General features: G+C 60.1%; 18 protein-coding genes and 1 pseudogene. 8 read left to right on the top strand and 11 right to left on the bottom strand.

The window, feature by feature from the left end; translation table 11 throughout:
* Nucleotides 1-2 precede the first annotated feature (2 nt).
* The 4 genes from RB548_RS20920 to RB548_RS20905 form a co-directional block, all read right to left on the bottom strand.
* Complete coding sequence (locus RB548_RS20920; RefSeq protein WP_331375186.1) at nt 3-518, bottom strand: hypothetical protein; 516 nt, start codon at nt 516-518, stop codon at nt 3-5.
* Nucleotides 519-590: 72 nt separating this feature from the next.
* Nucleotides 591-914, bottom strand: a complete 324-nt coding sequence (locus RB548_RS20915) for an NIPSNAP family protein (protein WP_331375185.1) — start codon at nt 912-914, stop codon at nt 591-593.
* Entirely contained in the window at nt 911-2,326 is a 1,416-nt protein-coding gene (locus tag RB548_RS20910) for a Dyp-type peroxidase (RefSeq protein ID WP_331375184.1), read from the bottom strand. Before RB548_RS20910 ends, RB548_RS20915 begins: the two co-directional genes overlap by 4 nt.
* 65 nt (nt 2,327-2,391) lie before the next feature.
* Complete coding sequence (locus RB548_RS20905; protein WP_331375183.1) at nt 2,392-3,009, bottom strand: hypothetical protein; 618 nt, start codon at nt 3,007-3,009, stop codon at nt 2,392-2,394.
* 432 nt (nt 3,010-3,441) lie between these two features.
* Here RB548_RS20905 and RB548_RS20900 point away from each other — a divergent pair.
* Nucleotides 3,442-3,570 (top strand): annotated as a pseudogene (locus RB548_RS20900) (SDR family NAD(P)-dependent oxidoreductase); the annotation flags it as partial.
* 574 nt (nt 3,571-4,144) lie between these two features.
* Here the strand turns inward: RB548_RS20900 and hemA are convergent.
* The 6 genes from hemA to RB548_RS20870 all read right to left on the bottom strand — a co-directional run bounded on the left by hemA (nt 4,145) and on the right by RB548_RS20870 (nt 10,492).
* A complete protein-coding gene (gene hemA / locus RB548_RS20895) occupies nt 4,145-5,374 on the bottom strand; it encodes a 5-aminolevulinate synthase (RefSeq protein WP_331375182.1) in 1,230 nt (409 codons plus the stop codon).
* Nucleotides 5,375-5,802: 428 nt separating this feature from the next.
* Nucleotides 5,803-6,984 carry an HlyD family secretion protein gene (locus RB548_RS20890; RefSeq protein WP_331375181.1) on the bottom strand — a complete coding sequence of 394 codons (1,182 nt, stop codon included), beginning with the start codon at nt 6,982-6,984 and terminating at the stop codon, nt 5,803-5,805.
* A gap of 11 nt (nt 6,985-6,995) precedes the next feature.
* Nucleotides 6,996-7,199: a DUF1656 domain-containing protein gene (locus RB548_RS20885; RefSeq protein ID WP_331375180.1), complete on the bottom strand. Its 204-nt coding sequence runs from the start codon at nt 7,197-7,199 to the stop codon at nt 6,996-6,998.
* Nucleotides 7,196-9,139 (bottom strand): FUSC family protein, encoded by a 1,944-nt coding sequence (locus RB548_RS20880; RefSeq protein ID WP_331375179.1) that lies wholly within the window; start codon nt 9,137-9,139, stop codon nt 7,196-7,198. Before RB548_RS20880 ends, RB548_RS20885 begins: the two co-directional genes overlap by 4 nt.
* 40 nt (nt 9,140-9,179) lie before the next feature.
* The gene (locus RB548_RS20875; RefSeq protein WP_331375178.1) at nt 9,180-9,701 is read right to left on the bottom strand and encodes a winged helix-turn-helix domain-containing protein; all 522 of its coding nucleotides are present in this window, start codon (nt 9,699-9,701) and stop codon (nt 9,180-9,182) included.
* Between the two features lie 155 nt (nt 9,702-9,856).
* On the bottom strand, nt 9,857-10,492 hold the full coding sequence (locus RB548_RS20870) for a response regulator transcription factor (RefSeq protein ID WP_331375177.1): 636 nt from the start codon (nt 10,490-10,492) through the stop codon (nt 9,857-9,859).
* 784 nt (nt 10,493-11,276) lie between these two features.
* Here RB548_RS20870 and RB548_RS20865 point away from each other — a divergent pair.
* Nucleotides 11,277-11,855 carry a response regulator transcription factor gene (locus tag RB548_RS20865; RefSeq protein ID WP_331375176.1) on the top strand — a complete coding sequence of 193 codons (579 nt, stop codon included), beginning with the start codon at nt 11,277-11,279 and terminating at the stop codon, nt 11,853-11,855.
* Here RB548_RS20865 and RB548_RS20860 read toward each other — a convergent pair.
* Nucleotides 11,833-17,706 carry an AAA family ATPase gene (locus RB548_RS20860; protein ID WP_331375175.1) on the bottom strand — a complete coding sequence of 1,958 codons (5,874 nt, stop codon included), beginning with the start codon at nt 17,704-17,706 and terminating at the stop codon, nt 11,833-11,835. The genes RB548_RS20865 and RB548_RS20860 overlap by 23 nt on opposite strands.
* 280 nt (nt 17,707-17,986) lie before the next feature.
* On the opposite strand from RB548_RS20860, the gene RB548_RS20855 reads away from it, so the two are divergent.
* The 6 genes from RB548_RS20855 (at nt 17,987) to RB548_RS20830 (ending at nt 24,787) form a co-directional block, all read left to right on the top strand.
* A complete protein-coding gene (locus tag RB548_RS20855; RefSeq protein WP_331375174.1) occupies nt 17,987-18,901 on the top strand; it encodes a 3-hydroxyacyl-CoA dehydrogenase in 915 nt (304 codons plus the stop codon).
* A gap of 22 nt (nt 18,902-18,923) precedes the next feature.
* Nucleotides 18,924-19,898 carry a 3-hydroxyacyl-CoA dehydrogenase NAD-binding domain-containing protein gene (locus RB548_RS20850; protein WP_331375173.1) on the top strand — a complete coding sequence of 325 codons (975 nt, stop codon included), beginning with the start codon at nt 18,924-18,926 and terminating at the stop codon, nt 19,896-19,898.
* A 48-nt stretch (nt 19,899-19,946) separates the two neighbouring features.
* Nucleotides 19,947-21,473 carry a CoA transferase gene (locus RB548_RS20845; RefSeq protein ID WP_331375172.1) on the top strand — a complete coding sequence of 509 codons (1,527 nt, stop codon included), beginning with the start codon at nt 19,947-19,949 and terminating at the stop codon, nt 21,471-21,473.
* A gap of 217 nt (nt 21,474-21,690) precedes the next feature.
* The gene (locus RB548_RS20840) at nt 21,691-23,055 is read left to right on the top strand and encodes an NAD(P)/FAD-dependent oxidoreductase (protein ID WP_408642430.1); all 1,365 of its coding nucleotides are present in this window, start codon (nt 21,691-21,693) and stop codon (nt 23,053-23,055) included.
* Entirely contained in the window at nt 23,052-23,495 is a 444-nt protein-coding gene (locus RB548_RS20835) for a hypothetical protein (protein ID WP_331375171.1), read from the top strand. Before RB548_RS20840 ends, RB548_RS20835 begins: the two co-directional genes overlap by 4 nt.
* 290 nt (nt 23,496-23,785) lie before the next feature.
* Entirely contained in the window at nt 23,786-24,787 is a 1,002-nt protein-coding gene (locus tag RB548_RS20830; protein WP_331375205.1) for a heme o synthase, read from the top strand.
* Nucleotides 24,788-24,800 lie beyond the last annotated feature (13 nt).

Here is a 24,800-nt window from a genome sequence, read left to right as displayed (position 1 = left end):
CATCACGACGCAGCATCAAGCAGCTCGCTGACCGCTCCGCTCAGGCGCTTCATCTTCGCCACGTCCCGGACCGTGACATCCGGGTTGCGAACAAAGAACACGTCGGCTTCAAACGCAAAGCTGAGGAGCTCCTCGACTGAATTGCGGTCCTGCGTACCCCTGAACCCGTCCCATACCCCGAGAAAGATCTGGTCGAGCCAAGGGGCCGCTTCCCTCAGAATGTCCTCGACGTACGGCTTGAAGTCGCCATCGTAGACGATGGTGAAGAGGATCCGAGTATCGTTGTCGATCAGCGTTACCCGAAAGTCGTGAACCGTGCCGACTCGCGTTTCCCAGTAAGCGGCCTCCGCCTGGATTTGCGGCAGGCGTTCGCGGAACAGTTTTGCTCCGCCGGGGGCGACCTTGCCGATACCGGAAATCTCCCCCTTTCTCCCGATACGCTTGCCCAGTCCGTCAGGCTGACGGGTAACGTGCTGCGACATTGCAGTACGTTCGTTCTCGATCACTTTAGCGTTCATCGTATTCTCCTATGACTAGAATGCTGGTTGGATTTCGGCTCTTTGGAATATGTGCGCCGCGGATGATCCCGCTCACCGTTTGATTGGGGCGAAGCTCGCCGGCACCATCAGGCTGTTCCGCTGATCAACAAGGAACCCTGCATCGTCGGCAAGCCTAAGGTATGTTTGCCATTCCGGATCAGACATCATGGCAGCACGCCTGCGCGCGCGGTCGGCGGCATCCTCAAACACCCACAGGTGTACGAGAGTGTTGATGTCTCCGCTCTCGCTGTACAAATAGGCGAGTGGGAAACCTAGATGACGTACCTGTGGAGCGAGGCCGTGCTTGTCATAGAGATCAAGCTCGTGAGGCATCTTTCCGGGTTTAACGCGATAGGTGCGTACATCGACGATCACGGCGACTCTCCTTCTTCGGTGGCACATGGCTTTGTCTGCTCAGGATCTTCGTCCAAGCGAGCGATCCATCGCAGCGCACGCAATCCCGGCATGAAGCAATATTCGCCACCACGGACGGAAACGAAGCGCGGCAAACCCTTCAAGCGACGCCGAACCGGAACTCTGGGGATGGTGAAGACACCCTCGCCATCGTTGTTGCCGATCAGCGGATCCTGCTCGGTCCCGTGGCTGATGAAGTTGCCGTCGGTCACCCACTGCGACTGAATAAACTCGAACTGCCGACGCAGATGCGCGCCGATCAGGAGGAAGACGCCGCCGCGCTCAGTGCCGTCATCCTCGAGCACGCCCTCCGGCAAGGGCGGGCCGTAGTTTGTGCCCCGGCGCAGGAAATGGTGGAGATTGACGGCGACAACGTCGTTTTTCAGGGCATCGCGAGGATTCACGCGACGAATGTGCGCGCTGAACGGGCACTTCAACCCCTTCATATCATCTGTGTAGCTGAAGTCATTGTTGCGATGTCCGTCCATGCCCAGTGCCGGATCGTCGCTGTCCGGAGCCAGCACCAGGGGCGCGCCGCTGCGCCATCGCCCCACCATTTTTGCAGCAAGCAGTTCCTCTTCCTCGGGCGACGAGGCCTGGGCCCGCAGATATCGACGGAACGCCGCAACATCCATGTGGAATTTGCGGATCGCGACGAAAGTGCCGTTGCGGCGCAGCTCAGCAGGTATCGGGACATTGGCGGTTTCCCCGCGCTCGTCGGGATAGCCCATGACGAACTCGCCGGCCTTGACCGACGATTCCGCATCGGCTCCCGCGGGACCGCTTCCTTCAACGTGAGGATTGTGCAGCCCATCCTTGAAGCCAAACGGATTGCGTCCTTCCGGCAGTTCGCCGAACTGCATGCGGTACACGACCGAAATTTGTTCAAGGTCCTGATGACTCTTGCGCGCGAGGTCCAAGACCGTCTGCAGGTCTTGATTGCTTTTGGCGTATATCGCCAAGGCAACGTGCGCCTCCGGTGTGCCGAACGGATATTCCCAATTGGCTGGCGCATTGGCACCGAAATCGTTCAGTATCGCGGCTCGCGCCGCCATTCCCTGTTGAAATTCAATTGGAAAACTATCCAAAGACGCCTGCGGCACGCCCAACGCCTTGAGCCCCTCGAACGTGAACGCGATCCCCAACCAGCCGGGCAAAGATGGCTCCCACCATTCGTCAGCGGGCGCGACATGAGGAAGGATCCTACGTATCATCTCCCGTCCTTGCTCGGCGTTGCCGATGCGCAGAATGATGTATTCTCCGCAGTAGGGATTGGGGCGCGGGCGCAGAACCGTTGCCTGGATGTCGCTCGTTTCGAGCGCCGGCGGGCGCGTCGAAAGTGCCTCGCCGAGGGATTCCTTGATGGACAACATGTGAGCCTCCTTTCAGGGGTCCCGGTCCATTCTGGACCGGACCCGGAGCGAACGGTGAGCGTCGGCTACTGAATCTTGTCGAGGAATTCCTCGGCGGCCTTGGCGACGCGCTTCACGCGGTGGATGTCCCGTACCGTCAGATCCGGATGGGCGACGTACCAGCCTTCTGCCGTGACCTGGTGCTCCGCGATCCAGTCTTTCACCTTCGGGCTGTGAATCCCCGGCCAGCCCACCCAGCACGAAAAGAGGACATCCATTTCGTTGGGAATCTTCGCCACAAAGTCTTCGATGTAGATGTCCCAGTCGCCGTCATAGGCAGTGGCGAAAAGCAGCTTGGTGTCGTTGTCCAGAAACACGAAACGCATGTCGTGGACGGTGCCAACCCGGTCCGTGTCATCGAAGTTGCCGTTGCGCAACTGCAATAAGGCACGAAGTCGCGCCGCGCCACCCGGTGCGAACGGGGCGATCACGGTCAACTCCGAGACCGTGCCCTGGCGGACGCCGGTCCGGCCTGCGCTTTCCATCCGCGATCGCGGCTGCGCGGCCGCCGCCGCCAAGTCCCGGATCGTGTTCTCGAGTGCCGTTTTCGCGAACTGCGGCGCGTCGGCGTAAAGCTCCCGGAGCTTCTGGATCCTTTTTTCTGCCTCGTCTTCCTTGGCTCTCGTCAGTGTTTGTGTCGTCATGGCGCATTTTCCTTTCGGTCTTCTTCAATCGTGTCCGACGGCCCGGCCGATTGGCGCATGGCCAGTTTTGAGTTGCCATCGTGGATTTCTTGCCCCGCGATGCCCTCTCAATTGACCCGCATGCCGTTCCCGATGCCAGTGAAGCCCGGCAAATCGCGCCAAATCGTTGCTAAGGAGAGGGCCGGCGGACCGGCATTCGCCACTATTCGCCGAGATTTGGATTGTTTCACGCGCACCGACGCGGGTGTCGCACGCCAATGCTCCGCCGATTAAGACAGCTTTCGCAGGTGCCTAGTGTGCCTTGCGTGCTCCCCGTCCATCCCGCGCCGGGTCGGCGAGCCACCGCCTCGCCGCTGTAGGCAATGTTTGCTCAATGACGCGGCGCTACGGCGAGATGCGTGTGCGCAAGGATTGATCTGTCGGGCGATGGCGTTGCCGCTCACGACTTCCGGCGGCTCGATAATCCTGAACACCTCGACCCTGAGCACACAAGGCCGTCCATATGTCAGCGTCTATTCGGCGACGAAGGCGGCCCTTCGCTCGCTGGCACGGTCGCTCACCGGTTGACGGCCTAGCACAACCACACTCTTGGCGCTCGGTCATGGATATGTCGGCTTCTCGCGCGCATTGCTATCACTCAGAGGGTTGCTCTCCAAGCTCCGCTTTCCACCCACTCGCGACGGATGGGAACCGGAAAGATCGACCCACCCCGCGACGCTGATGAAGGCGAATTCTCGACCCTGAGCGGCCATACGCGGATAACACTCGGAAAGTCCGGTGGTGGCCGCAATGCGGTATTTGCGGTTCCCGGTGAGATAGCGTTGTCATCATCGGCACCAGACGGCTGGTAGAACTAGATCTCTCATCTCCGATCGACTGCGCGACAACCTTGTGCTCAGCGCGCGGCCAGATTCCGGCTGGCCTGAGCGCCGGGACAGCGAGTGAGGGACTCCGTTGGAGACGGCCCTTGTTGGCGCTGCATTGCGCTCCTGTCGTTCGACCTGCAGCAACACCCGGTTCTTGCGATGGATTGAACGACAAATACGGAAGCGTGTCGCGCGAAGAGATTCCGACCGAGCGTCCGACCAAGAGCCGCCCTTTGCATTGAATTTTCGAGCGAGGTTCCGATGGCAAGTCACTCTGCCGCGAGCCTGTAATGTCGCAGCGGCAATCCAAGTCGCCCCCAGACATCGATGAGCGCTTCAGCGAGCGCGTCGATGTGCGCGTCATCATGATAGGGTGTCGGCGTAATGCGCAGCCGTTCGGTGCCACGCCGGACGGTCGGATAGTTGATCGGCTGGACATAGATGCCGTGCTCAGCAAGGAGGAGGTCGCTCGCGTCCTTGCACTTCTCCGGCTCACCCACCATTACCGGAACGATGTGCGTCTCGCTGGGCATTACCGGCACGCCTGCAGCATTGAGCACGGACTTCACCCGCGCCGTGCGTTCCTGATGGCGGTCGCGCTCCCATTGCGAAGTCTTCAGGTGCCGGATTGCGGCCGTCGCAGCGGCGCAGACTGCCGGCGGCAGCGCGGTCGTAAAAATGAATCCCGGCGCATAGGAGCGCACCGCATCGATGATGTCGGCATTCGCCGCGATATAGCCGCCGAGACAGCCGAATGCTTTCGCCAGGGTGCCCTCTATCACGTCGATGCGGTGCTGGGCGCCTTCACGCGCAGCGACGCCGGCGCCGGCCCGCCCGTACATGCCGACCGAATGGACCTCATCGATATAGGTCATCGCGCCATAGCGCTCTGCCAGATCGCAGATGCGGTTCACCGGCGCGATGTCGCCGTCCATCGAATAGAGAGCCTCGAATACGATCAGCTTCGGTCGCTCGGGCGCCTCCGCCGCCAGCAATTCTTCGAGATGATCGACGTCGTTGTGGCGCCAGATCTTCTTTTCCACGCCGGCACGCCGCACACCCTCGATCATCGAATTGTGGTTCCAGGCGTCCGACAGGATCACGCAATTTGGCAGCAGCTTGGCGATAGTCGCGATGCTGGTCTCGTTGGAGACGTACCCTGAGGTGAAGACCAGCGCCGCTTCCTTGCCGTGGAGGTTGGCGAGCTCGCGCTCCAACTCGACCAACGGATGATTGGTGCCTGAAATGTTGCGGGTGCCGCCGGCGCCAGCGCCCAGACGAGTGGCGGTTTCAACCATAGCGTCGATCACCTTCGGATGCTGGCCCATGCCAAGGTAATCGTTCGAGCACCAAATCACGACCGGGCGTGGTCCGTCCGGGGAATGCCATATTGCATGCGGGAAACGTCCGGCGACGCGCTCGAGATCGGCAAACACGCGATAGCGCTGTTCGGCATGCAGGCGAGCAAGCGCCGCGGAAAAGAAACGATCATAGGTCATCGAGCAAAATCCACGTCCAATGTTCAACGATTGCGAGTTTCACGATCCAAGAACCTGGCCATCAGTCCAGCCTGCCTAAAAAGGGGCGGCCGGTCCTCGGGAGGGAAAGGACCGGCCGCGGGCGACCCACGGCAGGGGAGCACCGGGCGCCGAGCACTTGTGGAGCTGTCTGCCTCCACAAGTAAAATGGTATCCGAGAAGGAACGAGCATGGGAGTGAAGCGGCCCAAATCTCGGCAAATCGTGGCAAATGCCTCCCCAGTGGTTCCACTACATCTTGAGAAATTGCCTGAACGCAGCCACGCAGTTGACCTGCGCATTCCAGCTCTAGTTGGGGAAGTTCAGGACATGAGCATCCGACGCCGCTTCGCCAATATGATCCCGTCGAGCCTCTCGATGCGATCCCACGCGAAGCGGGACGCTGGCGACTCATGAGGGGCTGGGAATGCAGCCCGGCCGCATCGAAGCTTCGCCAAACAATCCCAAAAAGCTGGCCTCGAGATCTGCGCGCAGTTTATGAAACCGCGTTTCATGTTGAGCGTCAGGGCCGTTGCGGATCGTCACGGTTGCGGTCAAGCCGGACACCAGCGGCACGCCTGGCGGCACCTTGTCGATCGAGATGCGAACCGGCACTCGTTGCGCCAAACGTACCCAGGTGTAAACCGGATCCACATTGGGCAGCCCTTGCGTAGCGGCCGTCGCGTTAGAAACGCTGACGCCACGCGTTACCGTCGCGATGTGACCAATAATGGGCGCTGAATAGCCCATTAATTTTGCCTCGGCGCGGTCGCCTACGCACAGCCGTGCCAGTTTTGTTTCCTCGAAATAGCCGTCGATCCAATAGCTGTCCGTATCGATGATCGAGACGTTAGTGGCACCGACGCGCGCGTAGTCACCTTCTCGGAGCAAGAGATTGGTGACAATTCCATTGACGGGACTGCGCACTTCGGTGCGCCGCAGGTTCGTTTCCGCCTGGGCGAGTTGCTCCTGAGCTGCGTTAACGGCAGCCTTTGCTTGAATTGCAGCTCCTTCGTAGATTTGATGCTCCTCGACGCTGGCCACCAGGTCTTGAGACAAACGGCGACGGCGTTCTGACTGCAATTCCTTGACGTCCCGATCAGCCGCCTTTTGCTGTAAGGCGGCCTTGCTGGCGCGTAGCGCGACCTCGAAATCGAACGGGTCGATGACATATAGTATGTCCCCCTTGTGAACGAATTGATTGTCAACGACCCGGAGCTCCTTGATTTGACCAGAAATCTGGGGCGCCACACTCGCAACTTGAACGCGCAGACGTCCATTGCGCGTCCAGGGTGCAGAGTTGTAAACATCCCAGGTCATTAGCGCGATCAACACAGCGGCACCCGCAAAGGCGATCGTGGCTAACCTGCGCAACAAGAACCGCAGCGTTCGCAAGACGGCGCTTGGCCATCGCAACTGGGATTTTGCCGTGGGCGAGGCTATCGGTGTATCCTGGGCCCCCCGGGATGTCGTTCGCGCGAGATCGTTGACCTCACTCGTTTCAGCTGTCGACATCTTCTCTGCAAGCGGCAAGGCGCGCGCGACGGTGGTGTCGCCTTGTTGAACAACCTCATCACCAACGATCGCTTCCATGGAGGACTCCTCTAGAACAGTAGCATCAAGAGACAAAGAATCGTCACGTATAGGCTGAGCTCCGCCATAGGCGCGTGGCTAAAGATCTTCGCAAATCCGACAAGATGAAGGATTGGGCGAAGGAAGACCACAACAACCAGAGCCGCGAGCAAGTAGGTTACAAACGGCGCAACTAGTACGCCTTCAATGACCAGCTCAAAAAAGGTGTGTCTCATCGGGATGCCTCTCGAAAGTGCTCGATTCGGCTGCCGCGATCGATGAGCTCGCTGGCGATGAGGAGACTGGTCGAAACATCTGCTTCGATCGAGCTCTTTGATGAAGCCTTCTCACGCATCCTGCCTGCGACAGCGCGGAGTGCCTCTGCGTTGTGCGTGACGATCGCATTGCGCGCTTCGTGAGCCAAAGAAGCGAGAGGCCCATCGGCAAGTTGTGTCAGCTTTGCATCGCAAAACCGTATCATTGCCGACTGATCCAAACAGGAGAGCATCTCAGCGAGAGCGGCACTGTCTTCAGCTCCCCCCGCGGAAATAAATTGCTCAAGCCGTGACGCGTCTCGAAACATTGCTTCCTCGGGAGATCCTCGTTTCAGGGGCCGCGGCCGCTCTAGTTCCGCGCGCGCTGCCGCGACCAGCCGCGTCCTGCGCTGGTGATCCGAGACGGGCGGTATGAGCGTTTGTGCCGCCAGCAGAATCGCCGCTGCTGCGAGAATGAACACGAATATGAAGAGAAATATCTGCGGGTTGTAGGTCTGCGGATTGCTTGGCGCGAGGAAGATCGTGATGAAAGGCAGATTGACGCGACCAAGTGACGACCAAAGAAGATTCTGCGACGTCATGAGAAGCGCCGCTCCGCCTAAAAAGGGGGCCATCGCGATTGCCAACAACGGGAAGGCATCGACGCCATCGAGAATTACGAACTCGAGGATACCGGCCAAGACAGCAGCGATGGGCGCACCAATAAGAGCCATCGCAGTGAAGCCGCGCGGGTTCGGAGTCGTGGCCCCTAGCGCCGCTATCAGCACGACAAAGGACAATGAAACGCTCGTCGCCGGCCACCCGGTCCAAACGAAGAACGCCGAGGCGACTGCAACCCATATTGCAGCGCGAACACCACTTTCAGCAGCAGTTCGGTAGGGGAGATACAAAGGCGCGCGCCAGGTTCGCAGCGGCCCTCTGCCCGACCTCAGGGCCAACAGATTTTCGCGAACCTCGTCCTTTCGCCGCAGCAATTCTTTGATGGCCCACGCAGAAGTTTCGGTCTCGGCGCCGGATTCGCACAGCTGGGCGTCGGCGCGCGGCGCTCGCACGCGCTCATCGAAACCGGAATGATCGACCCGATTGTACGCGATATTGGTTTTCTGATCGCGCGTGGCGACATCGAATAGAGCTACTTTCATGATTCGTGCGGCCTGCAACTCTGCGACCAATGCGACAACGGCGCTTCGCCCAGCGGCGCTCCTAACGGAGCCGCTGCCCGAGTCGAGAGCGATACTGGCGATTGCGGGACGTAAGGCTACGATATCGCGCAGCAATTGCAGGAAGATCGGCGAACTGCCCGGGTCGCAATTCAAGGATGCGCGCGCATACGCGCGAACGCGGCGATGAAGTGCAGCGAGTTGCACGACGAATCCTGGATAATGATTGGGGGCAAACATCAGGTCATTGACGGCTGCCGTCGCAAGAATGCCTATCGTGATTGCCGCGCCGCGCGACATGCCAACTTCGAATACATTTTGCGGATAATCGATCTGCTGTGTCGCAATAAGTCCAACGGTATAACCCGACAGAACGGCTGCATAGGCTCGGTTGCCGTCCAAAAGCTTCGCTGCAAATACACAAACTCCCAACCACACCGCGAATGCAGCGAGGATCAGATCCCTCGTCTGGGAGAAGAGCCCGGTGATCGCGATTGATGCGATCACGCCCACGATAGTGGCGAGCATTCGAAAGCCCGCCTTCTCCAACGCCTGACCGCGGGTTGGTTCCGCAAGAATTGCTACGGTCAGCGCCGCCGTGGAAGGTGCTTCGAGCTGCAGCCAGAAGCTTACGAGTAACGCCAGAACCGTCGCAATCCAAACGCGGATAGCGAATGACCAGGAACTGATCGGTATCTTGGCGAAACTGGAGGGCTGCCGAGATTTTGTCGCAACCAGCATATTTTCCTCCGGAAATTGGCGGATGCGCCGCCGCTCGCAGTCAGTTCTTGTGTCCCGCCACCTCGACTGAGGCGACGAAGCAATAGCCACGCCCGGGGATGTTGATGATGAACCGATTGCCTTCGTGGCCGTCTCGCAGTGCGCGGCGTAGCGCTGACATATGGACCGTGAGATTTGCAGGCTCGACGAAAATATTGGGCCAGACGCGAGCCATCAAATCTTGCTTGCTGACCAGTTCGCCCCGGCGTTCAAGCAAGACAATCAGGATTTCCAGGGCCCGGCTCCCAAGTGGCACGGGCGTGTCGCGTTCCAGTAGAAGAAACTGGGTTGGAAAAAGGCGAAACGGTCCAAATGAAACGTCGGTTGGTTTCTCGGTGAACGGCTTTTCCGTTTCCGAACCTCGGACAGCGCCTTCTGTGTCACGTCCGGGCTGAAGATGGAATTGCTCCAAGGGTCCGAAAAGTGCCGTCGATGCTGATCGTAGCATGATAACCTCACGTGCTTCGGCAGGGCTTAGCCCGGCAAGGATCTTCGTGAGGCATAATTTGACGGGTTGGGACACCAGACGCTATTCGACGGCGGTGGCGCCTGGCTACAGATTTGGTTCCGCTATCTAAACCTAGGTTTACGGGCCGCGGCGCCGTGCGGCTTCCACCGAGGCGTCCGCGACGCCTGGTGTTGCAACTGCGCCTGACTGATCAGGCCGAAGCATGTAGTTCAGGATCTTTGCGGTGCGTCGGGTACCAGCTTGAGCTTGTCAGCCATCCGGCCGAGTTCGGGAAGCGAACCGGCCTTCATCTTTTGCATCGCCCTGCTGCGATGCACTTTCACCGTGGCTTCGGCGATGCCGATATCGTGGGCAATCTGTTTGCTCAAGCGGCCACGAGCAACCTGAATCACAATCTCACGCTCCCTGGGGCTTAGCGACCCGAAACGCTCCCTGAGAACGGCCAAATCCCTCTCGTTTTCGCGCCTTGCACGATCGCGAGTGAGACCGAGCTGAATGGCGTCGAGCAAATCCTGATCGCGGAACGGCTTTGTCAGGAACTCAATGGCGCCCCTTTTCATAGCCTGCACGGACATCGGTATGTCGCCGTGCCCCGTTATGAAGATGATCGGGATTTCCCTGTTTGCTGCAACGAGCTCCCGCTGGAGATCGAGGCCGCTTTGGCCCGGCAACCTGATGTCGAGCACCAGACAGGTCGGGCAGTCCGGCGCTTCGGACGTAAAGAACTCGGAAATGGAGGCAAATAGCTGAACGTTAATGCCGAGCGATCGCAACAGGCGCCCGACCGAGGCGCGGAGATCCGGATCGTCGTCTATGACCAACACGGTGGAGGTTGCGTCAGACATCGCTGCTACTCGGAAAAGATCGCGAAAATCGGCCTTCATCTTGGTTTTGCAGTTTGGCCAGATCGTGCATTTTTAGCGCTGATCGCTGAACTTGAACAGCCCACCTCTACTCCAGATGACGCGCGCGGGGGTTCACCAAAGTAGCATTCAGCGCTAGACGCCGCGCGAATGAATGCTTTGCCGTCTCCGCTGATAGACGTCGGCAAGGGACTTAGGCTGACCCCCAATCGCTCGGTCGGTCATGGTTTGAGCGGCGCGGAGCACCCGAAACGTCAAGACGCCTTCGCGCGGCTCTCTGGCAGAGCTGGTTGAAGGCGATCCGGAGCGAAAACAGCCAATTGCCGTCAGTTGCCCGGCGAGCTCTGAAGCGATCGACGCACTTCCTGGAGCAAAGCTGGGTTCGCCACGAGTAATAGCGGACAAGACCAAACTTGCCATCACAGATTGCGCATCGCATGACCTTGCCAGGCCCGCGATCTTCCGAATGATAGGCCATTGCTCTTTCCTACTTGCCTGTGCGCATTTTCGGATGCAGCAGACTAAGAGAATCGTCACCAGCGGCTCAATTGAGCACTGGTCGACGTCGGGTACCCAAAGGTGACAGACGACGATACGAAGGTTTATGGGGCTCGGATTTGCTCCTACAGCGCCGCGAGTCCAATTGGACGCGCCAAGGTCGCCGTAACCCTTTGAATTTCTTGGGTCGGCTCGATTTAAGCGATCATGCAACGGAGGTCGGCCATGATTCCAGCGACCGGTTTGCTCAGCCGAAGTCCTCAGTCACATGCCATGGCGGCTCGGCTTCGCACTCGTCGTCGAAATAAGCCAAAATTTAGGGGACAGCGGCATCGCACCGATGGCATTCTTTGCATGGCATCGGCAATTCCATGTGAGTGCGCTAGACGGGCGCCCGCGCGTGCTCCAGCAAAAAGCCAAAGGCGGCACAATGAAAAGCCTGTTGGTTTCGGTCGTCGACGATGATCGGCACTTTCGCGAGTCCATGCGAAGGCTCATGAGGTCGCTGGGCTACACCGTCGAGACGTTTTCATCGGCGGCCGATTTCCTGGCATCCCCTCGCCTGCCCGAAACGGCCTGCCTCATTGGCGACATCCACATGCCTGCGATGACTGGGCTCGAACTCCACCGGCGCCTTGTTGACACCGGCCATGCGATTCCGACGATCCTCGTGACCGCGTTTCCCATTGATGCTGACCGGGTTCGCGCCCTGAACGACGGGGTTGTCTGTTACCTGCGTAAGCCGGTGGATGACGAGAAACTCAAGCGGTGTGTTGCCGCAGTTCTTACGATAGGCGGAACAACACCTGGAGACAGTCGTGATCTCACGCCGCGCCAGGCAAGGTGAACCTAAATACCGTGCCGCGAGGCTCGTTTGCCTCCGCCCACAGCTTACCCCCATGAGCATCGATGATGGAGCGGCATATCGATAGGCCCATGCCCGTTCCACTAGGCTTCGTGGTGTAGAAGGCCTCGAAGACGCGTTCGAGATGCGTCGGATCGATACCCGGCCCGGAATCGTGGACTGCCACGCCGATTTCTGTGCCGTCTTGTTCGGTGCTGATCAACAGCTCCCGCGGCCCCATCTCGACCGCCTCAATCGCTTCAACCGCATTCAGGATCAGGTTGAGGACGACTTGCTGTAGTTGAATCCGATCCCCCTCAACAAGACACCCGTCGGCAAGCCGGGTCTGGACCGAAACACCATTCCTGACTGTCACGCTTTGCGCCAATGCAATCACTTCGTTTATGGCAGCGTTCAGATCGAAATGCTCCTTTCGCGGCGGTGCTTTCTTCATTTGCTCACGAATACGGCCGATGATGTCCCCGGCTCGGTCAGTATCGCCAACGACACAGGAGAGTGCTTCCCTCACCTCGCCCAAATCTGGCGGCTGCATTTCCAGAAAATTCTGGGCCGCGCGAGCGTTGTTGCGCGCGCTGGCGATGGGTTGCGTGATTTCGTGGGACAATGAGGCGGCCAATTCTCCCATTATGCTGACGCGGTTCATGTGGGCAAAATCCGATTGCATCTGCTGCAGCCGCGCCAGCGCCTGTGTGCGATCCTCGATGTCCGTCAGGAGAACGTACCAACGCGTAACACGTCCAGAGTCATCGCGAATCGGGATGCCTCGGTTGTCAAACCACCGGTATTCGCCATCGAAGCGCCGCAGGCGTGTTTCGGTCTCATAGGGAACACCGGCGGCGATTGACTTTGTGAATACTTCAGCGAGATGGACAAGATCATCAGGGTGAATCGTTCCGTTTGTGTCCCAATCCTTCAGCTCCTCCAGCGATCGCCCACAATAGTCGAGGATTTGGCGATTGACGGCGTCGACCGCACCATCCGGGGCTAGGACGGCAACGAGACCCGGTATCCCGTCAATTGCCGAGCGCAAACTTCGCTCGCTTTCACGCAATGCCTCCTCGGCCCGCTTGCGCTCGGTCAGATCGAGGACAAACGCGACAGCCTGATCACCGCCCTCTTTGAACCGCGCTGCGCCGATCAGCACAGGAACGCGGCTGCCGTCTTTTCGGACATATTCCTTCTCGAAAGGATGAAGGATCCCGCTTGAGTTTAGTTTTGCCTGGGTGAGCACGTCGCGCTCGCGCCATTCCGGCGGGCTCAACTCGGTCCAGCGAACGCGACCCAAAACCAAGTCCTCCCGATCGTATCCCACCATACGGAGAAACGCGTCGTTGGCCTCCAGAATCCGGCCCTCGCGATCGGCAACGAAGATGCCAATGATGTTGGAGTCGACCAAACGCCGAATCTTCCATTCGCGGTCCGCGAGTTCTTGATAAAGAGCCGCATTTTTGAGCGAGATCGCAGCTTGCGATGCAAGCAACTTCAACGAAGCGACCCGGCGGGGGGTGAACACGTTGGGAGTGAGGTTGTTCTCGAGATAGAGGGCTCCGATAAGCTCTCCCTGATTGATCAATGGTAAGCACAGAACGGAACGGACGTTACGCTGAACGATGTAAGCATCATTCGAAAACGGGTTTAGAGACGCTGCATCATCGAGAATGACGGTTTCCTGGGTGCGCATGACATATCGAATGAGCGAGTTCGGTAGCGGGACAGCAAGCCCTGTGCCGCGTTCCCGCACGTGGACGGCGACGTCCTGGCCGGCTTCTGTTGCTTCCGCGTCTACCCGCACGTCTTCACCTTGCGCGCAAATCAGGAGACCACGCTCGGCGCCCGCATGCTCAACGGCGACGCGCATGAGCCTGTCGATCAGCCTCTCCGAAACCATCTCACCAGAGACGGCTTGAGAGACTTCGATCATCGCCATGAGGTCGAGATATTCGACCGGCGCTTCGATCGTTCCCGTTGCTTCCGGCTCGCGCTCGTGCTGCCGCAGCCGCGGATGGAGCCGATCCAGTTGCCGCACCTTTCCATCCGCTCCCCATCGAAGATAGCCATCCCTTGCGTTTTTTAGATAGAGGTGCGCGATCTCCTCGAAGCCGCGGGCAGCGTAAAAGTGGGCCGCAAGTTCGCTCGCGAGCGCCTCATTGTGGACAAATCCGTTGGCGCGTGCCGACGCAATGGCGCGTTCGTATAGCTCCATGGCATCGAGCGGGCGCCCTCCGACACGGGCAATCTCAGCGCCGACCAGCGCGGCACGGTTCTCGAAATTCTCAGGGCAATGCTCCGCCCAGATTTCTAGCTGGCGGTGGTGCGCAGTCAAAGCCCGAACATGCTCCCCGCGCTGCCCTGCAGCAGCGGTGTCGCAGGCCGCCGCGTGCGAGAGAGCACCGTAGAAATGATACTCTGCGGTTTCGAAGAGGGACGCCGATGTCCACAGCAGCCGTTGCGCCCTATCCGAGGCATCGAGAGCGCTCCTATAGTCCCCGGCAAGAAAGCGCGCTTGGAGCTTTCGGCACCAATACCAGCATTCGGCAAGCGCCAAGTCCGAGTTGCTGGAGTAAAGACTCTCGATCTGACGCTCGTCAAACTGTCCATCGTCGAAGCAACCGAATGTCGGTGTGAGCCCGCGAAGCGTGCGCACCAGGCCGAGCTGCGTAGCGATGATGTCAGTGATGAAGTCAAACCGCGCCCTCCGTGCGAACATGAGGCCCTGCTCGGCCTCGTGCTGCACCTCGGGGAGCGGATCGCCCGCCGCAAGAAGGTTCGTGTTCAATTGATTGCCGCAGTAGGCAGCGTAAGTGAGGTCGCCGCTGAGATTGGCGGCCTCAAAGGCGCGACGAACGAAATCGCGGCCAGCCCGCACGTGTCTCGTCCACGGCATAATAAGGTTGCCAAAAAGCATGAAAGTGCGTGCTTCGAACCGCTTCAAGCCTCGTTGTTCGACCAAATCACAGCCGAGCCGGCCGAATTGAAATGCGGCCTGGTAATCGTGAAACTGCGCGCCAGCCACTACGCCGAGCGTGGCATAGGCGAAGCACGAGCCGTCGCAATTGCCTTGCTCAAGGCTGAGATTGACTGCGCGGCAAGCGATCAACGCATATAGATTCGCATCCGTGAAGAACGCGGGCGGAATGATCCTGGTTAGCACCTCCAGTGTTGCGAGCGAAGCCGCATCGCTCATCAAGCGTAGGTCAATCAGGTCCTCGATCGCTCGGCTGCCGAGCTGCGACCAGACCTGCTCATACTCGCGCCGCGCCTCCTCTTGCGTTGGATGTCGCGACCACTCGATGCCCAGATGCCGGAGGTAGTTGAGACCGACCGCGACTGCGTGGCTGCTCTGACCAAGGGTCGTGTGCAGATCTGCGAGCAGGCAGGTGACGCTGGCACGTTCGATTGTCGTTGCGGCCCGCTTCGACAGTGCATTCAGGCGTTGCTCCGCTTCTGCCAGCGCGCCGGTCAGGAACTCGCATTCGGCGCGATTCAGCTCCAGCGCAAACGAGAGCACGTCTCGGCGCTCTACTGCGTCTTCTGCCAGCAGCGCTGCGCCGGTAGTGAGGTAGCTAAGCGCCGATGCATAAGCAGTCGACGCCTTCGCGCGCTTGCCCGCGACGAGGTTCAGCTCTGCGAGCTGCTCGCGCTCCTCCTGTGACGTGACCAGCGGTGCGCCGCGATTGAGCTGGTTGACGATCTCGAAGGTTGCCTCGTCGCGTTTTTCCGGTGGTGTCTGGGCCAGCAGCAGGCGGCCGATAGTCAAGTGCGCCTGGCTGCGCGAGTTTTCCGGGATCATCACATAGGCGGCTTCCTGGACCCGGTCGTGAATGAATTTGTAGGAGCGATCGACACGGTCAATCAATTGTTCGCGGCGGGCCTCCCACAGAGCCGCGTGCACCTCTTCCTCGGCCGCTCCCATAACTATCGAAAGCATCGCGACGTCGGCGACATTGCCAAGGCAGGCAAGCTGCTGCACCGCTTCCTGCGTGCCGGGCGGCAACCGCGTCAGCTTCGCGGCCAAGAGTTCAACGACGTTGTCCGTGTAACCTCTGGCATGGATTCCGTCGAGGTCCCAGGACCATCGCTCTTGGGCGAAGGACAGAAGACCATCGCGGGCGAGCGCCTCAAGAAATTGGATCACAAAGAACGGATTTCCGCCGGTCTTCGCGTGCACCAGCCCGGCGAGCGGGGCGGCCTGCGCCTTGTCGCAGTGGAGCGAGTCCCCGACAAGCTCTTCCAGGTCCTCGGCTGTCAGTGGGCCAAGTTTGATGTCCTGCACACTTCCGGTTGCCCGGATCGCCTCCAGCTTGCGCGCGAGCGGATGTGCCGCGGTGACTTCATTATCGCGGAAGGCGCCGATGAGGAGCAGATTGCGGAGATCGGATCGGCTCAACAGGTCTTCCAGGAGATCGAGCGTCGCCGCGTCGAGCCATTGCAAGTCATCGAGGAAGAGCGACAGGGGATGTTCAGGACGAGCGAAGATGCCGATGAACTGCCGAAGCGCCAGCTGAAAGCGCCGTTGCGCGTCTTGTGGCGGAAGCTCGGGAACCGGCGGCGGTTCTCCAATGATGTGCCTCACCTCGGGAACGAGATCCACAATCAGTCCTGCGTTAGGACCCAAGGTCTCTCGCAAAGTGTCGCGCCACGGCGCAAGCTCTGCTTCGCTCTTGCCGAGCAGCGGACGAACCATGCTTTGAAAAGCCTGAGCCAACGTCGAATAGGGTATGTCGCGCTTGTACTGATCGAACTTTCCGGAAGCGAACAAGCCGCGCGGCGGGACCAGCATCGGCTGCAGCTCGTTGACAACCGACGATTTGCCGATGCCTGAATAGCCGGAAACCAGGACCAGTTCCGGCGCGCCGCCATTGACGACGCGATGGAAGGAGGCGAGCAAGGTTTCGACCTCGCTTCGCCGGCCGTAGAGTTTCTCGGGGATCAGCAGCCGGTCGGGCGTGTCGTGCTCGGCGAGCGGAAAGTCGCCTATCCGGCCCTGGGCCTCCCACTCGGCCTGGCAGCTGCGAAGGTCGCTTTCAAGGCCAGCCGCCGTTTGATAGCGGTCCTCGGCCCTCTTTGCGAGCAGCTTCATCACGACCGCCGAGATGGCGCCTGGGATTTCCTTCAGCCGCTCGGCGGGCGCTACTGGGCGCCTGGCAAGGTGGCAGTGCACCCAGTCCATAGGGTCCCTAGCGATAAACGGCAGGTCGCCGGTGAGCATCTGGTAGAAGGTAACCCCCAGAGCATAGAGGTCGCTGCGGGAATCGATTGAGCGATTCATCCGTCCGGTCTGCTCGGGCGCCATGTAGGCGAGCGTGCCGGCAATGATTTCGGGCGGGTGAGGCGATTGACGTTCACGTGCGAAGCGCGAGGCGATGCCGAACCCGGTCAGCCTCACCTGGCCAGATGCTCCGATGAGCAGAATGTTGGCCGGCTTGATATCTTTGTGAACGAGCCCCCGCTGGTGAAGTTTGCCGAGAGCCATGGCAATGGCGACGGCAAGGCGCAGGAACGGTCCAATCTCCATGGGCCTGCCGATCAGCCACTCGACCGGCTCACCGCCTTGATCTTCGAGCACCAGCATCGTCCGACCGGTGTCGCGCACGAGGTCCAGCGGACGCACCGCCCACGCCCCGTCGAGCTCGTCCTTCAGTTCATATTCGCGCGCGAGGCGATCGAGGCTTGAGCGGGATGGGTGCTCGGCGCTAGGAGCAACAAGCAGCACGGCGCGCCGCTTGCCCTCATCGTCCAGCCGCCAGCCACGACGAAATGCGCGTTCACCGTCCTCCCACAAGACCTCAGAGCCACCGTTCGGGTACGCGACGTTCTGCGAATGCGGCCCCATCTGTCAGACTCCGGCATCCGGGCGCCCAGTCCGACCAGGCGCGCTCTAGCTGCGTCAGCGCCCAGCCTCTCTCGGGCTTGCAGAAATCGTACCGCATCGCCTGAGAAATGCCAGCTGTCTGATCGTCCTGTCTGATCCAAAGTGCCTCGTTCCGCGCTCTCCTTAGCAGCAATTTGGCGCGATTTGCCGGCCTTTACTCACGCCGAAGAACGCTGATGAGGCACGTTGAGGCAAGCCAAGGCAACGCGTGTCAAGGCGAGAGTACACCGAAGGAAAGACAATGACAGCACTTGAAGCAGCCAAACCGAAAAACACATCGGGCTTCACCCGCGACGGGCGACTGTTTGTCCTCGAATTGAGCGGCGACCGCATTCACTCGATGAATCCCGATGGTTCCGACCGCAGGACCATCGTCAGCAATTGCCGCCTTCCCGATGGTATTGTCGCAGATGTTGCGGCTGGTCACATCTATTGGACCAACATGGGCATACCCAACCTCAACGACGGCTCGATCGAGCGCGCCGACCTCGACGGAGGGAACCGCAGGGTTATCATCCCGCAAGGTGTCACCCATACACCGAAACAGCTCCATCTCGATAAGGGAAGCGGCAAGCTCTATTGGAGCGATCGCGAGGGCATGCGCGTGATGCGCGCGAACCTCGACGGCTCGCAGGTCGAAACGCTGGTCGAGACCGGTCGCGGCGACAGGGATGCGCGCGATCAGACCAAGTGGTGTGTCGGGATTACCGTCGATCCCAAATCCGGGAAAATCTACTGGACGCAAAAGGGGCCCGATAATGGCGAATTGGGCCGCATCCTGCGCGCCAGTATTGAGATCCCGAAGGGCGAGACGGCGACGAACCGCTCCGACATCGAGGTGCTGTTCGATCACTTGCCCGAGCCGATCGACCTCGAGCTCGATCTGGCGAACCGTATCCTCTACTGGACCGACCGCGGCGATCCTCCGCGTGGCAATACGGTCAATCGTGTGCCGATCGACACAAAGGCTGAGCCAGAGATCCTGGCCACGCATTTGATGGAGGGCATCGGCATCGCCCTCGACGTGCCCGGCAACCGGATGTTCGTCACCGACTTCGCCGGCTCGGTCTATTCCGCCGATCTCCAAGGGAAGAATGAGCGCAACTTCCTCTACGCCCAAGGCAATCTCACCGGCATCGCTTACGCCGAAATCTGAGAACCGAACAGGAGAGTACACCATGTCGAACAACAAACCCATTCACCGCATTGCCGTCGTCGGCACGGGTGTGATCGGCGCGAGCTGGACGTCGCTGTTTCTCGCCAAGGGACTAGAGGTCGTTGCGACTGACCCAGCACCCAACGCGGAAAGCAGGCTCAGGGAATTCGTGGCAAGCGCCTGGCCGGCACTCAGCCGCCTGGGCCTCTCGCCCGGCGCGTCGCTGTCTAATTTGACGTTCACCACCGACCTCGCCGAAGCGTTGGCGGGTGTCGACTTCGTGCAGGAGAACGGTCCCGAGCGGGTCGATTTCAAGCAGAAGCTCTATGGTCAACTCGACGAATTGCTGCCGCCCGATGTGATCATCGCCTCGAGCTCGTCGGGAATCCCGATGAGCCAAATCCAGCCGGGCGCCCTCACGCATCCCGAGCGCTGCGTGATCGGCCATCCCTTCAATCCCCCACACTTGATCCCGTTGGTCGAGATCGTCGGCGGAGCTAAGACCTCGGCAGAGACCATCCAGCGAGCCGATGCATTTTATACGTCGATCGGCAGGAAGACGGTGCGCGTCAAAAAGGAGATGCAGGGCCACATCGCCAACCGTCTGCAGGCCGCCCTGGCACGGGAGGTCTACTACTTGGTCGCCGAGGATGTGGTGAGCGCCGCTGACGTCGACACGGCCCTGTCATGGGGACCGGGCCTGCGCTGGGGCATCATGGGCAACATGATGCTTAATCATCTCGCCGGCGGCCCTGGCGGCATCGAGCATGCCCTGCAGCAGCTGGGCGGCCCGATGGCGGCCTGGTGGAAGACGCTCGGCTCACCGGAAATGACACCGGAGTTCCAACGCAAGCTCATCGACAGCGTCCATCTCGAAGTTGGATCACGAAGCATCGAAGAGCTGGCGGCGGAGCGTGACGAGCTTCTGATCGGCCTCGTGCAACTGCGCAACAAACGGCAGGAGACCGGAAGTTCGAATACGGCCGTAGCCGAGTAACCAAGCGGCTGCAGCGGGCAATTGCTTCAAACCGAAAGGAACCTACAAATGAACATCGCGACAACCCTGAAAACAGAAAAGTCTCAACCGGATCTGCTCACCGAGACGATCCAATCCAAGCTCGATAATCCGGAGCGCAGCTCGGATTTCGATATGCACGGCGCCGTCAATCATGTGTTGAAAGACGTCGAAATGTCGACTGCGGACAGCGGCGGCAAACTCACCTTCTACGGCCGTGACCCGATCATTCCCAGCCCGTTTCGGTTTGGCACGGTGGCCGCGGTCAGTCTCGCCGCCAAGGCGGTCGCGATCTCGGCACTATGGCGAGACCGGACCGGTGAGGGACAGGATATCGAAGTGGATGTGCGCAAGGCGCTTCGGCGCTTCGCCGGCTTCTATGACCGGAAATGGGAGACGATCAATGGCCGCCCACCAGCCCTGACCGACCCCATGAATCCGTTCCTCGAAATGCCCCTCTTCCGCGAGACGAGCGATGGACGACATGTTGTCGCCCTGAACATCTATCCCAAGTCTGGAGCCCGTGCTCTCAGCTTTTTGAGATGTGGCGTCAGTGTTGAATCCCTCAATAACGCGATCCTGCAGTGGAAAGCCGACGAGTTGGAGAACGCGGCCGCAGAAGCGGGGCTCATCTTCGCGAAAGTACGCACTTTTGACGAATTCCGGAAGGAGGCTCAATACACCGAAGTTCTCTCCAAAATGCCGCTGATTACGGTGGAGAAGATCGGCGAAAGCCAACCGATCCCCTTCACGAAGGATGGAAACAGCCCGCTGGATGGCATTCGCGCGTTCGGAATGGGGCACGTGATTGCCGGAGCCGCTATCGGCAGAGACCTCGCCTGCTACGGCGCCGATGTCCTCAATATCTGGCGGCCTGACGATACCGAGGTCGACGGGCTGGCCTGGGACGCACAGGTCGGGATGCGTTCGACGTTCCTGGATACCTCCAAAGAGGATCGCGCGAAATTCGACGAGCTGCTGAAGGATGCCGACATTTTCTTTGCCAACAAGCGCCCGGGTTATCTAGAGCGCCACGGTCTCGACGCCGAAACGCTCTGTGCGAAAAAGCCAGGCCTTATTCACGCTCAGGTCCTGCTCCACGGCGACAAAGGCCCCTGGAAGAATCGTCCCGGATTCGATGAAATCGGCGCAGCCGTAACGGGCGTGTTCGCCATCGAAGGTACGCCCGCCCGTCCCAAATCGCCGCCGATCATCCCCATTGTCGACAACATCGTGGCCTGGCTGGGGACAATTGGGGTTCTCGCGGCACTGCGACGGCGCGCGTCAGAGGGCGGTAGCTATCGGGTCACTGTTTCCCTGACACGAACTGTGCTGTGGCTGATGTCACTCGGCATATTCGACAAGGATTATGCCCGAGCGACAGCCGGTTCATCGGACGAGCACGCGAATGTTGCGCCCGACCTGTTCACCGCGGAAACGCCGCTTGGAACCTATCAGGGGATGACAGACCAGGTGGTCCTGTCGCGGACCCCCGGCTCCTTCAGGACGGTGCTGGTGCCGCGCGGCTCGAGCAAACCCGAATGGCTGGGGCGTTGAGCCCATAGCGGTCCCAAGAAGCAGGTAATGCATCCGGTCTCCCATGACGGACGTGCTGAGCATGGTGACGTTCGTGATGGGAGCCTGGTGCCCCGTGATTTTCCTTATCACGTTGAAGCCATGGGTTCAGGAACCGGACGGCTGGAGCGTTGCGCGCACCGTTTCCGACAAGACCTGCTGAAGCCGTCAATGACAAAGAGCACAAACGAGGTGAACTATGAGTGTGACGTTAGTTTGGACCCGGGCTGACAAGGCAACCGCCGTTGTCGATGCGTCCCACCATGAACGAAAGCGTGTCGTCATCGTCGGGGGCGGCTTTGCCGGGATCGCTGCGGCGCGAGCGCTGCGGCATGCCGATGTTGATGTCGTGCTAGTCGACCGCCGCAATCACCATATTTTCCAGCCCCTGCTCTACCAAGTGGCGACGGCGGTCCTCTCGCCTGCGGAGATCGCCGCGCCGATCCGGCAACTCGAGGCGAAGCAGCGAAACCTGAACGTGCTATTGGCCGAGGTCACGGACGTCGATATCGCTTCCCGCTCGATTGAAGCCTCTTTCCCCGGCGTGGGTGACCGCAAAATCGCCTACGACTATCTGGTGGTCGCGACCGGCATGCGTCCGAGCTACTTCGGGCATGACGAGTTTGCGCAGCATGCGCCGGGCCTCAAAAGTCTGAGTGACGCCGAGACAATCCGAGGCAAAATTCTAGCCGCGTTCGAACTCGCCGAAGCGACCGAGGATGACGGTGAGCGCGCGCGGCAGATGACGTTCGTGCTGGTTGGCGCAGGTCCTTCCGGCGTGGAACTCGCAGCGTCCCTGGCGCAAATGGTGCGGGGCACGCTGCGCGGAAACTTTCGTCGAATCGATCCGGCACGGGCCAGCATCGTTCTTCTCGACGCCGGCAAGCGGGTTCTTCCGACCTTTGCCGAGTCACTGTCCCGCAGGGTGACCCGTCGGCTGACGAAGCTCGGTGTAAAGGTATTGACCGGGGCGAAGGTCGAAACGGTTGACGCACAGGGAGTGGTCGCCGGCGGAAGTCGAATTCCCAGTGCCACCGTGCTTTGGACCGCTGGGGTCGCGGCATCCCCCATTCCAAAGATGCTCGGCACCAACACCGACCGCGCGGGGCGCGCGCTCGTTGATCCGTTCCTGAAGGTCGTGGACGCGCCCGGTGTATTCGTCGTGGGCGATGCGGCGTCGGTCATGCAGGACAAGCACCCGGTGCCCGGCGTGGCGCAAGCGGCGATCCAGGAAGGACAATACGTTGGAAGGTTGATCGCGAAGGAGCTGAAGGGGCGGAAAGTCAAACGTCCATTCCGCTATTTCGACAAGGGCAACATGGCCGTCGTTGGCAAGAACTACGCTGTGCTGGAGCGGGGCTGGCTGCGCACAAGCGGGTTCCTGACGTGGCTGGTGTGGGCCTTCGTCCACATTCTCGCCCTGCCGCAGCTACAGAACCGCCTGCGTGTGCAGCGCCAATGGCTCTGGTCGTATTTCACCGGTCAGCGCAGTTCGCGGCTGATCCCAGAACCGCCGCGGGAAGCTGATCCGGATCTGACTGCTGAGCGACCGCTTGTTCCATGAACACTTCCTACCTTCCCGCGCTCGCGGCTTTGGCGGGGTCCGTGATCGGCGGACTAACGTCGTTCGCGTCGGCCTGGCTCACGCAGCAGCGTCAGAACCGCGCAGCGCAGATCTCGGGGGAAAAGGCCAAGCGGCAAAAACTATACAAGCGATTCATCGACGAATCATCGAAGCTCTACGCCGACGCGCTGGTCCATGATCAAGCGGAAGTCTCGGCACTGGTGAGCGTCTACGCGCTGATCAGCCAAATGCGTGTCGTATCGAGCTCGACAGTGATCGAGAAGGCCGAGGCGGTCGTACATTTGATCGTTGACACATATTTCGCGCCCAACACGACCTTTTCTGAAGTTCGCGAGCTGATGAACGGCCACGCCGTCAATCCACTGCAAGCTTTCAGCGAGGCGTGCAGGGCCGAATTGCAGGCACTCAACGACCATTGAGCATGTGCTCAACGCGCATGCAGCGATGCCTCAACACGAATGGGACGACCGCACACGCACCGCGTCGCGATGGCGATGCTCGCGTATTGGTCTGGGAGCCCAGCCCTCTGCTTTTGAAGGATTTGCAGGGATTTGGCAGCGTTTACTCGTTCTCGTCGCTCCCTTGAGTTTAGCTATCAGAGGAACCGCAAGATCCCTTCGACGGCGAATTAGCGGACTTCACAATCGAACTCTAGCTCGAGGAAGCGACGACCATGAGCACCAGCGCGATCCAGTTATCGCACCCATCGATGGCCTCACGTCCCAGCTTGATGGAGCGGCTACCCCACTTCTTCACGTTGGTGAAACCGCGCGTTATGGCGCTGGCGCTTTTCACCGCGTTCGTCGGATTGACGATCGCTCCGACACGCCTCGAGCCACTCCTTGGCTTCATTGCAATTCTCGCAATTTCAGCCGGCGCCGGAGCCGCCGGCGCGCTGAACATGTGGTACGACGCCGATATCGACGCAGTCATGGCTCGCACGGCGATGCGGCCAATTCCCCGCGGCAAGGTCTCGAAGGTCGAGGCGCTTGTCTTTGGGCTCGTCTTGGGCGTCATCGCAATCACGGCTCTCGCTTTGGCGACGAACTTCACCGCAGCCGCGTTGCTGGCCTGTACGATCCTCTTCTATGTGGTCGTGTACACGATGTGGCTGAAGCGGGCGACGCAGCATAATATTGTCATCGGAGGTGCTGCCGGCGCACTGCCCCCCGTGATCGGATGGGCCGCGGCGACCGGACAATCCGGGCTCGAGCCGCTTGCTCTTTTCCTCATTATCTTCCTTTGGACGCCGCCCCATTTCTGGGCTCTCGCGCTCAATCGCACTGATGATTATGCCCGTGCCGGGATCCCAATGCTGCCGGTTGTTGCAGGACGCGCTGAAACAAGTCGGCAGATCCTGATCTACAGCGGCCTCCTCGTTCTCGCTTCGGAGCTGCCCTGGGGCCTTGGATTTGCTGGAGTTCTCTATGGCATGATCGTCGCGATCTGCGGCGCACTTTTCCTTTTGTTCGCACTTCAGCTGAACAAGAGCACGGGAGCCGATCGTCGCGCCGCTCGTAGGCTGTTCCTGTTCTCTATCACCTATTTGTTCGTGCTGTTCGCGGCACTCCTGGTTGACCATCGTAGTGGTTTCTCCCGAGTGCCTGGCTCGCAGGCTGGCCGCAGCATCGAATGGAAACATGCCGAGGCCCTACCGGGCGCCGGTCGCAGCGGAAGCGATCTCATCAACCTCGGCATGCGCGAGGTGTAATATGCGATACGGT

It is taken from the genome of Sinorhizobium chiapasense, assembly GCF_036488675.1.
In the GTDB taxonomy this organism is placed as follows: Bacteria; Pseudomonadota; Alphaproteobacteria; order Rhizobiales; family Rhizobiaceae; genus Sinorhizobium; species Sinorhizobium chiapasense.
This window is presented reverse-complemented; position numbering and strand designations above follow the sequence as displayed.

Coding starts and splice junctions, on each gene's coding strand:
- RB548_RS20860 (WP_331375175.1), bottom strand. CDS start 17,706: ATGGGGCCGCATTCGCAGAACGTCGCGTACCCGAACGGTGGCTCTGAG.
- RB548_RS20865 (WP_331375176.1), top strand. CDS start 11,277: ATGCCATGGCGGCTCGGCTTCGCACTCGTCGTCGAAATAAGCCAAAAT.
- RB548_RS20855 (WP_331375174.1), top strand. CDS start 17,987: ATGACAGCACTTGAAGCAGCCAAACCGAAAAACACATCGGGCTTCACC.
- RB548_RS20890 (WP_331375181.1), bottom strand. CDS start 6,984: ATGGAAGCGATCGTTGGTGATGAGGTTGTTCAACAAGGCGACACCACC.
- RB548_RS20830 (WP_331375205.1), top strand. CDS start 23,786: ATGGCCTCACGTCCCAGCTTGATGGAGCGGCTACCCCACTTCTTCACG.
- RB548_RS20880 (WP_331375179.1), bottom strand. CDS start 9,139: ATGCTGGTTGCGACAAAATCTCGGCAGCCCTCCAGTTTCGCCAAGATA.
- RB548_RS20905 (WP_331375183.1), bottom strand. CDS start 3,009: ATGACGACACAAACACTGACGAGAGCCAAGGAAGACGAGGCAGAAAAA.
- RB548_RS20920 (WP_331375186.1), bottom strand. CDS start 518: ATGAACGCTAAAGTGATCGAGAACGAACGTACTGCAATGTCGCAGCAC.
- RB548_RS20840 (WP_408642430.1), top strand. CDS start 21,691: ATGAGTGTGACGTTAGTTTGGACCCGGGCTGACAAGGCAACCGCCGTT.
- hemA (WP_331375182.1), bottom strand. CDS start 5,374: ATGACCTATGATCGTTTCTTTTCCGCGGCGCTTGCTCGCCTGCATGCC.
- RB548_RS20850 (WP_331375173.1), top strand. CDS start 18,924: ATGTCGAACAACAAACCCATTCACCGCATTGCCGTCGTCGGCACGGGT.
- RB548_RS20910 (WP_331375184.1), bottom strand. CDS start 2,326: ATGTTGTCCATCAAGGAATCCCTCGGCGAGGCACTTTCGACGCGCCCG.
- RB548_RS20885 (WP_331375180.1), bottom strand. CDS start 7,199: ATGAGACACACCTTTTTTGAGCTGGTCATTGAAGGCGTACTAGTTGCG.
- RB548_RS20835 (WP_331375171.1), top strand. CDS start 23,052: ATGAACACTTCCTACCTTCCCGCGCTCGCGGCTTTGGCGGGGTCCGTG.
- RB548_RS20870 (WP_331375177.1), bottom strand. CDS start 10,492: ATGTCTGACGCAACCTCCACCGTGTTGGTCATAGACGACGATCCGGAT.
- RB548_RS20845 (WP_331375172.1), top strand. CDS start 19,947: ATGAACATCGCGACAACCCTGAAAACAGAAAAGTCTCAACCGGATCTG.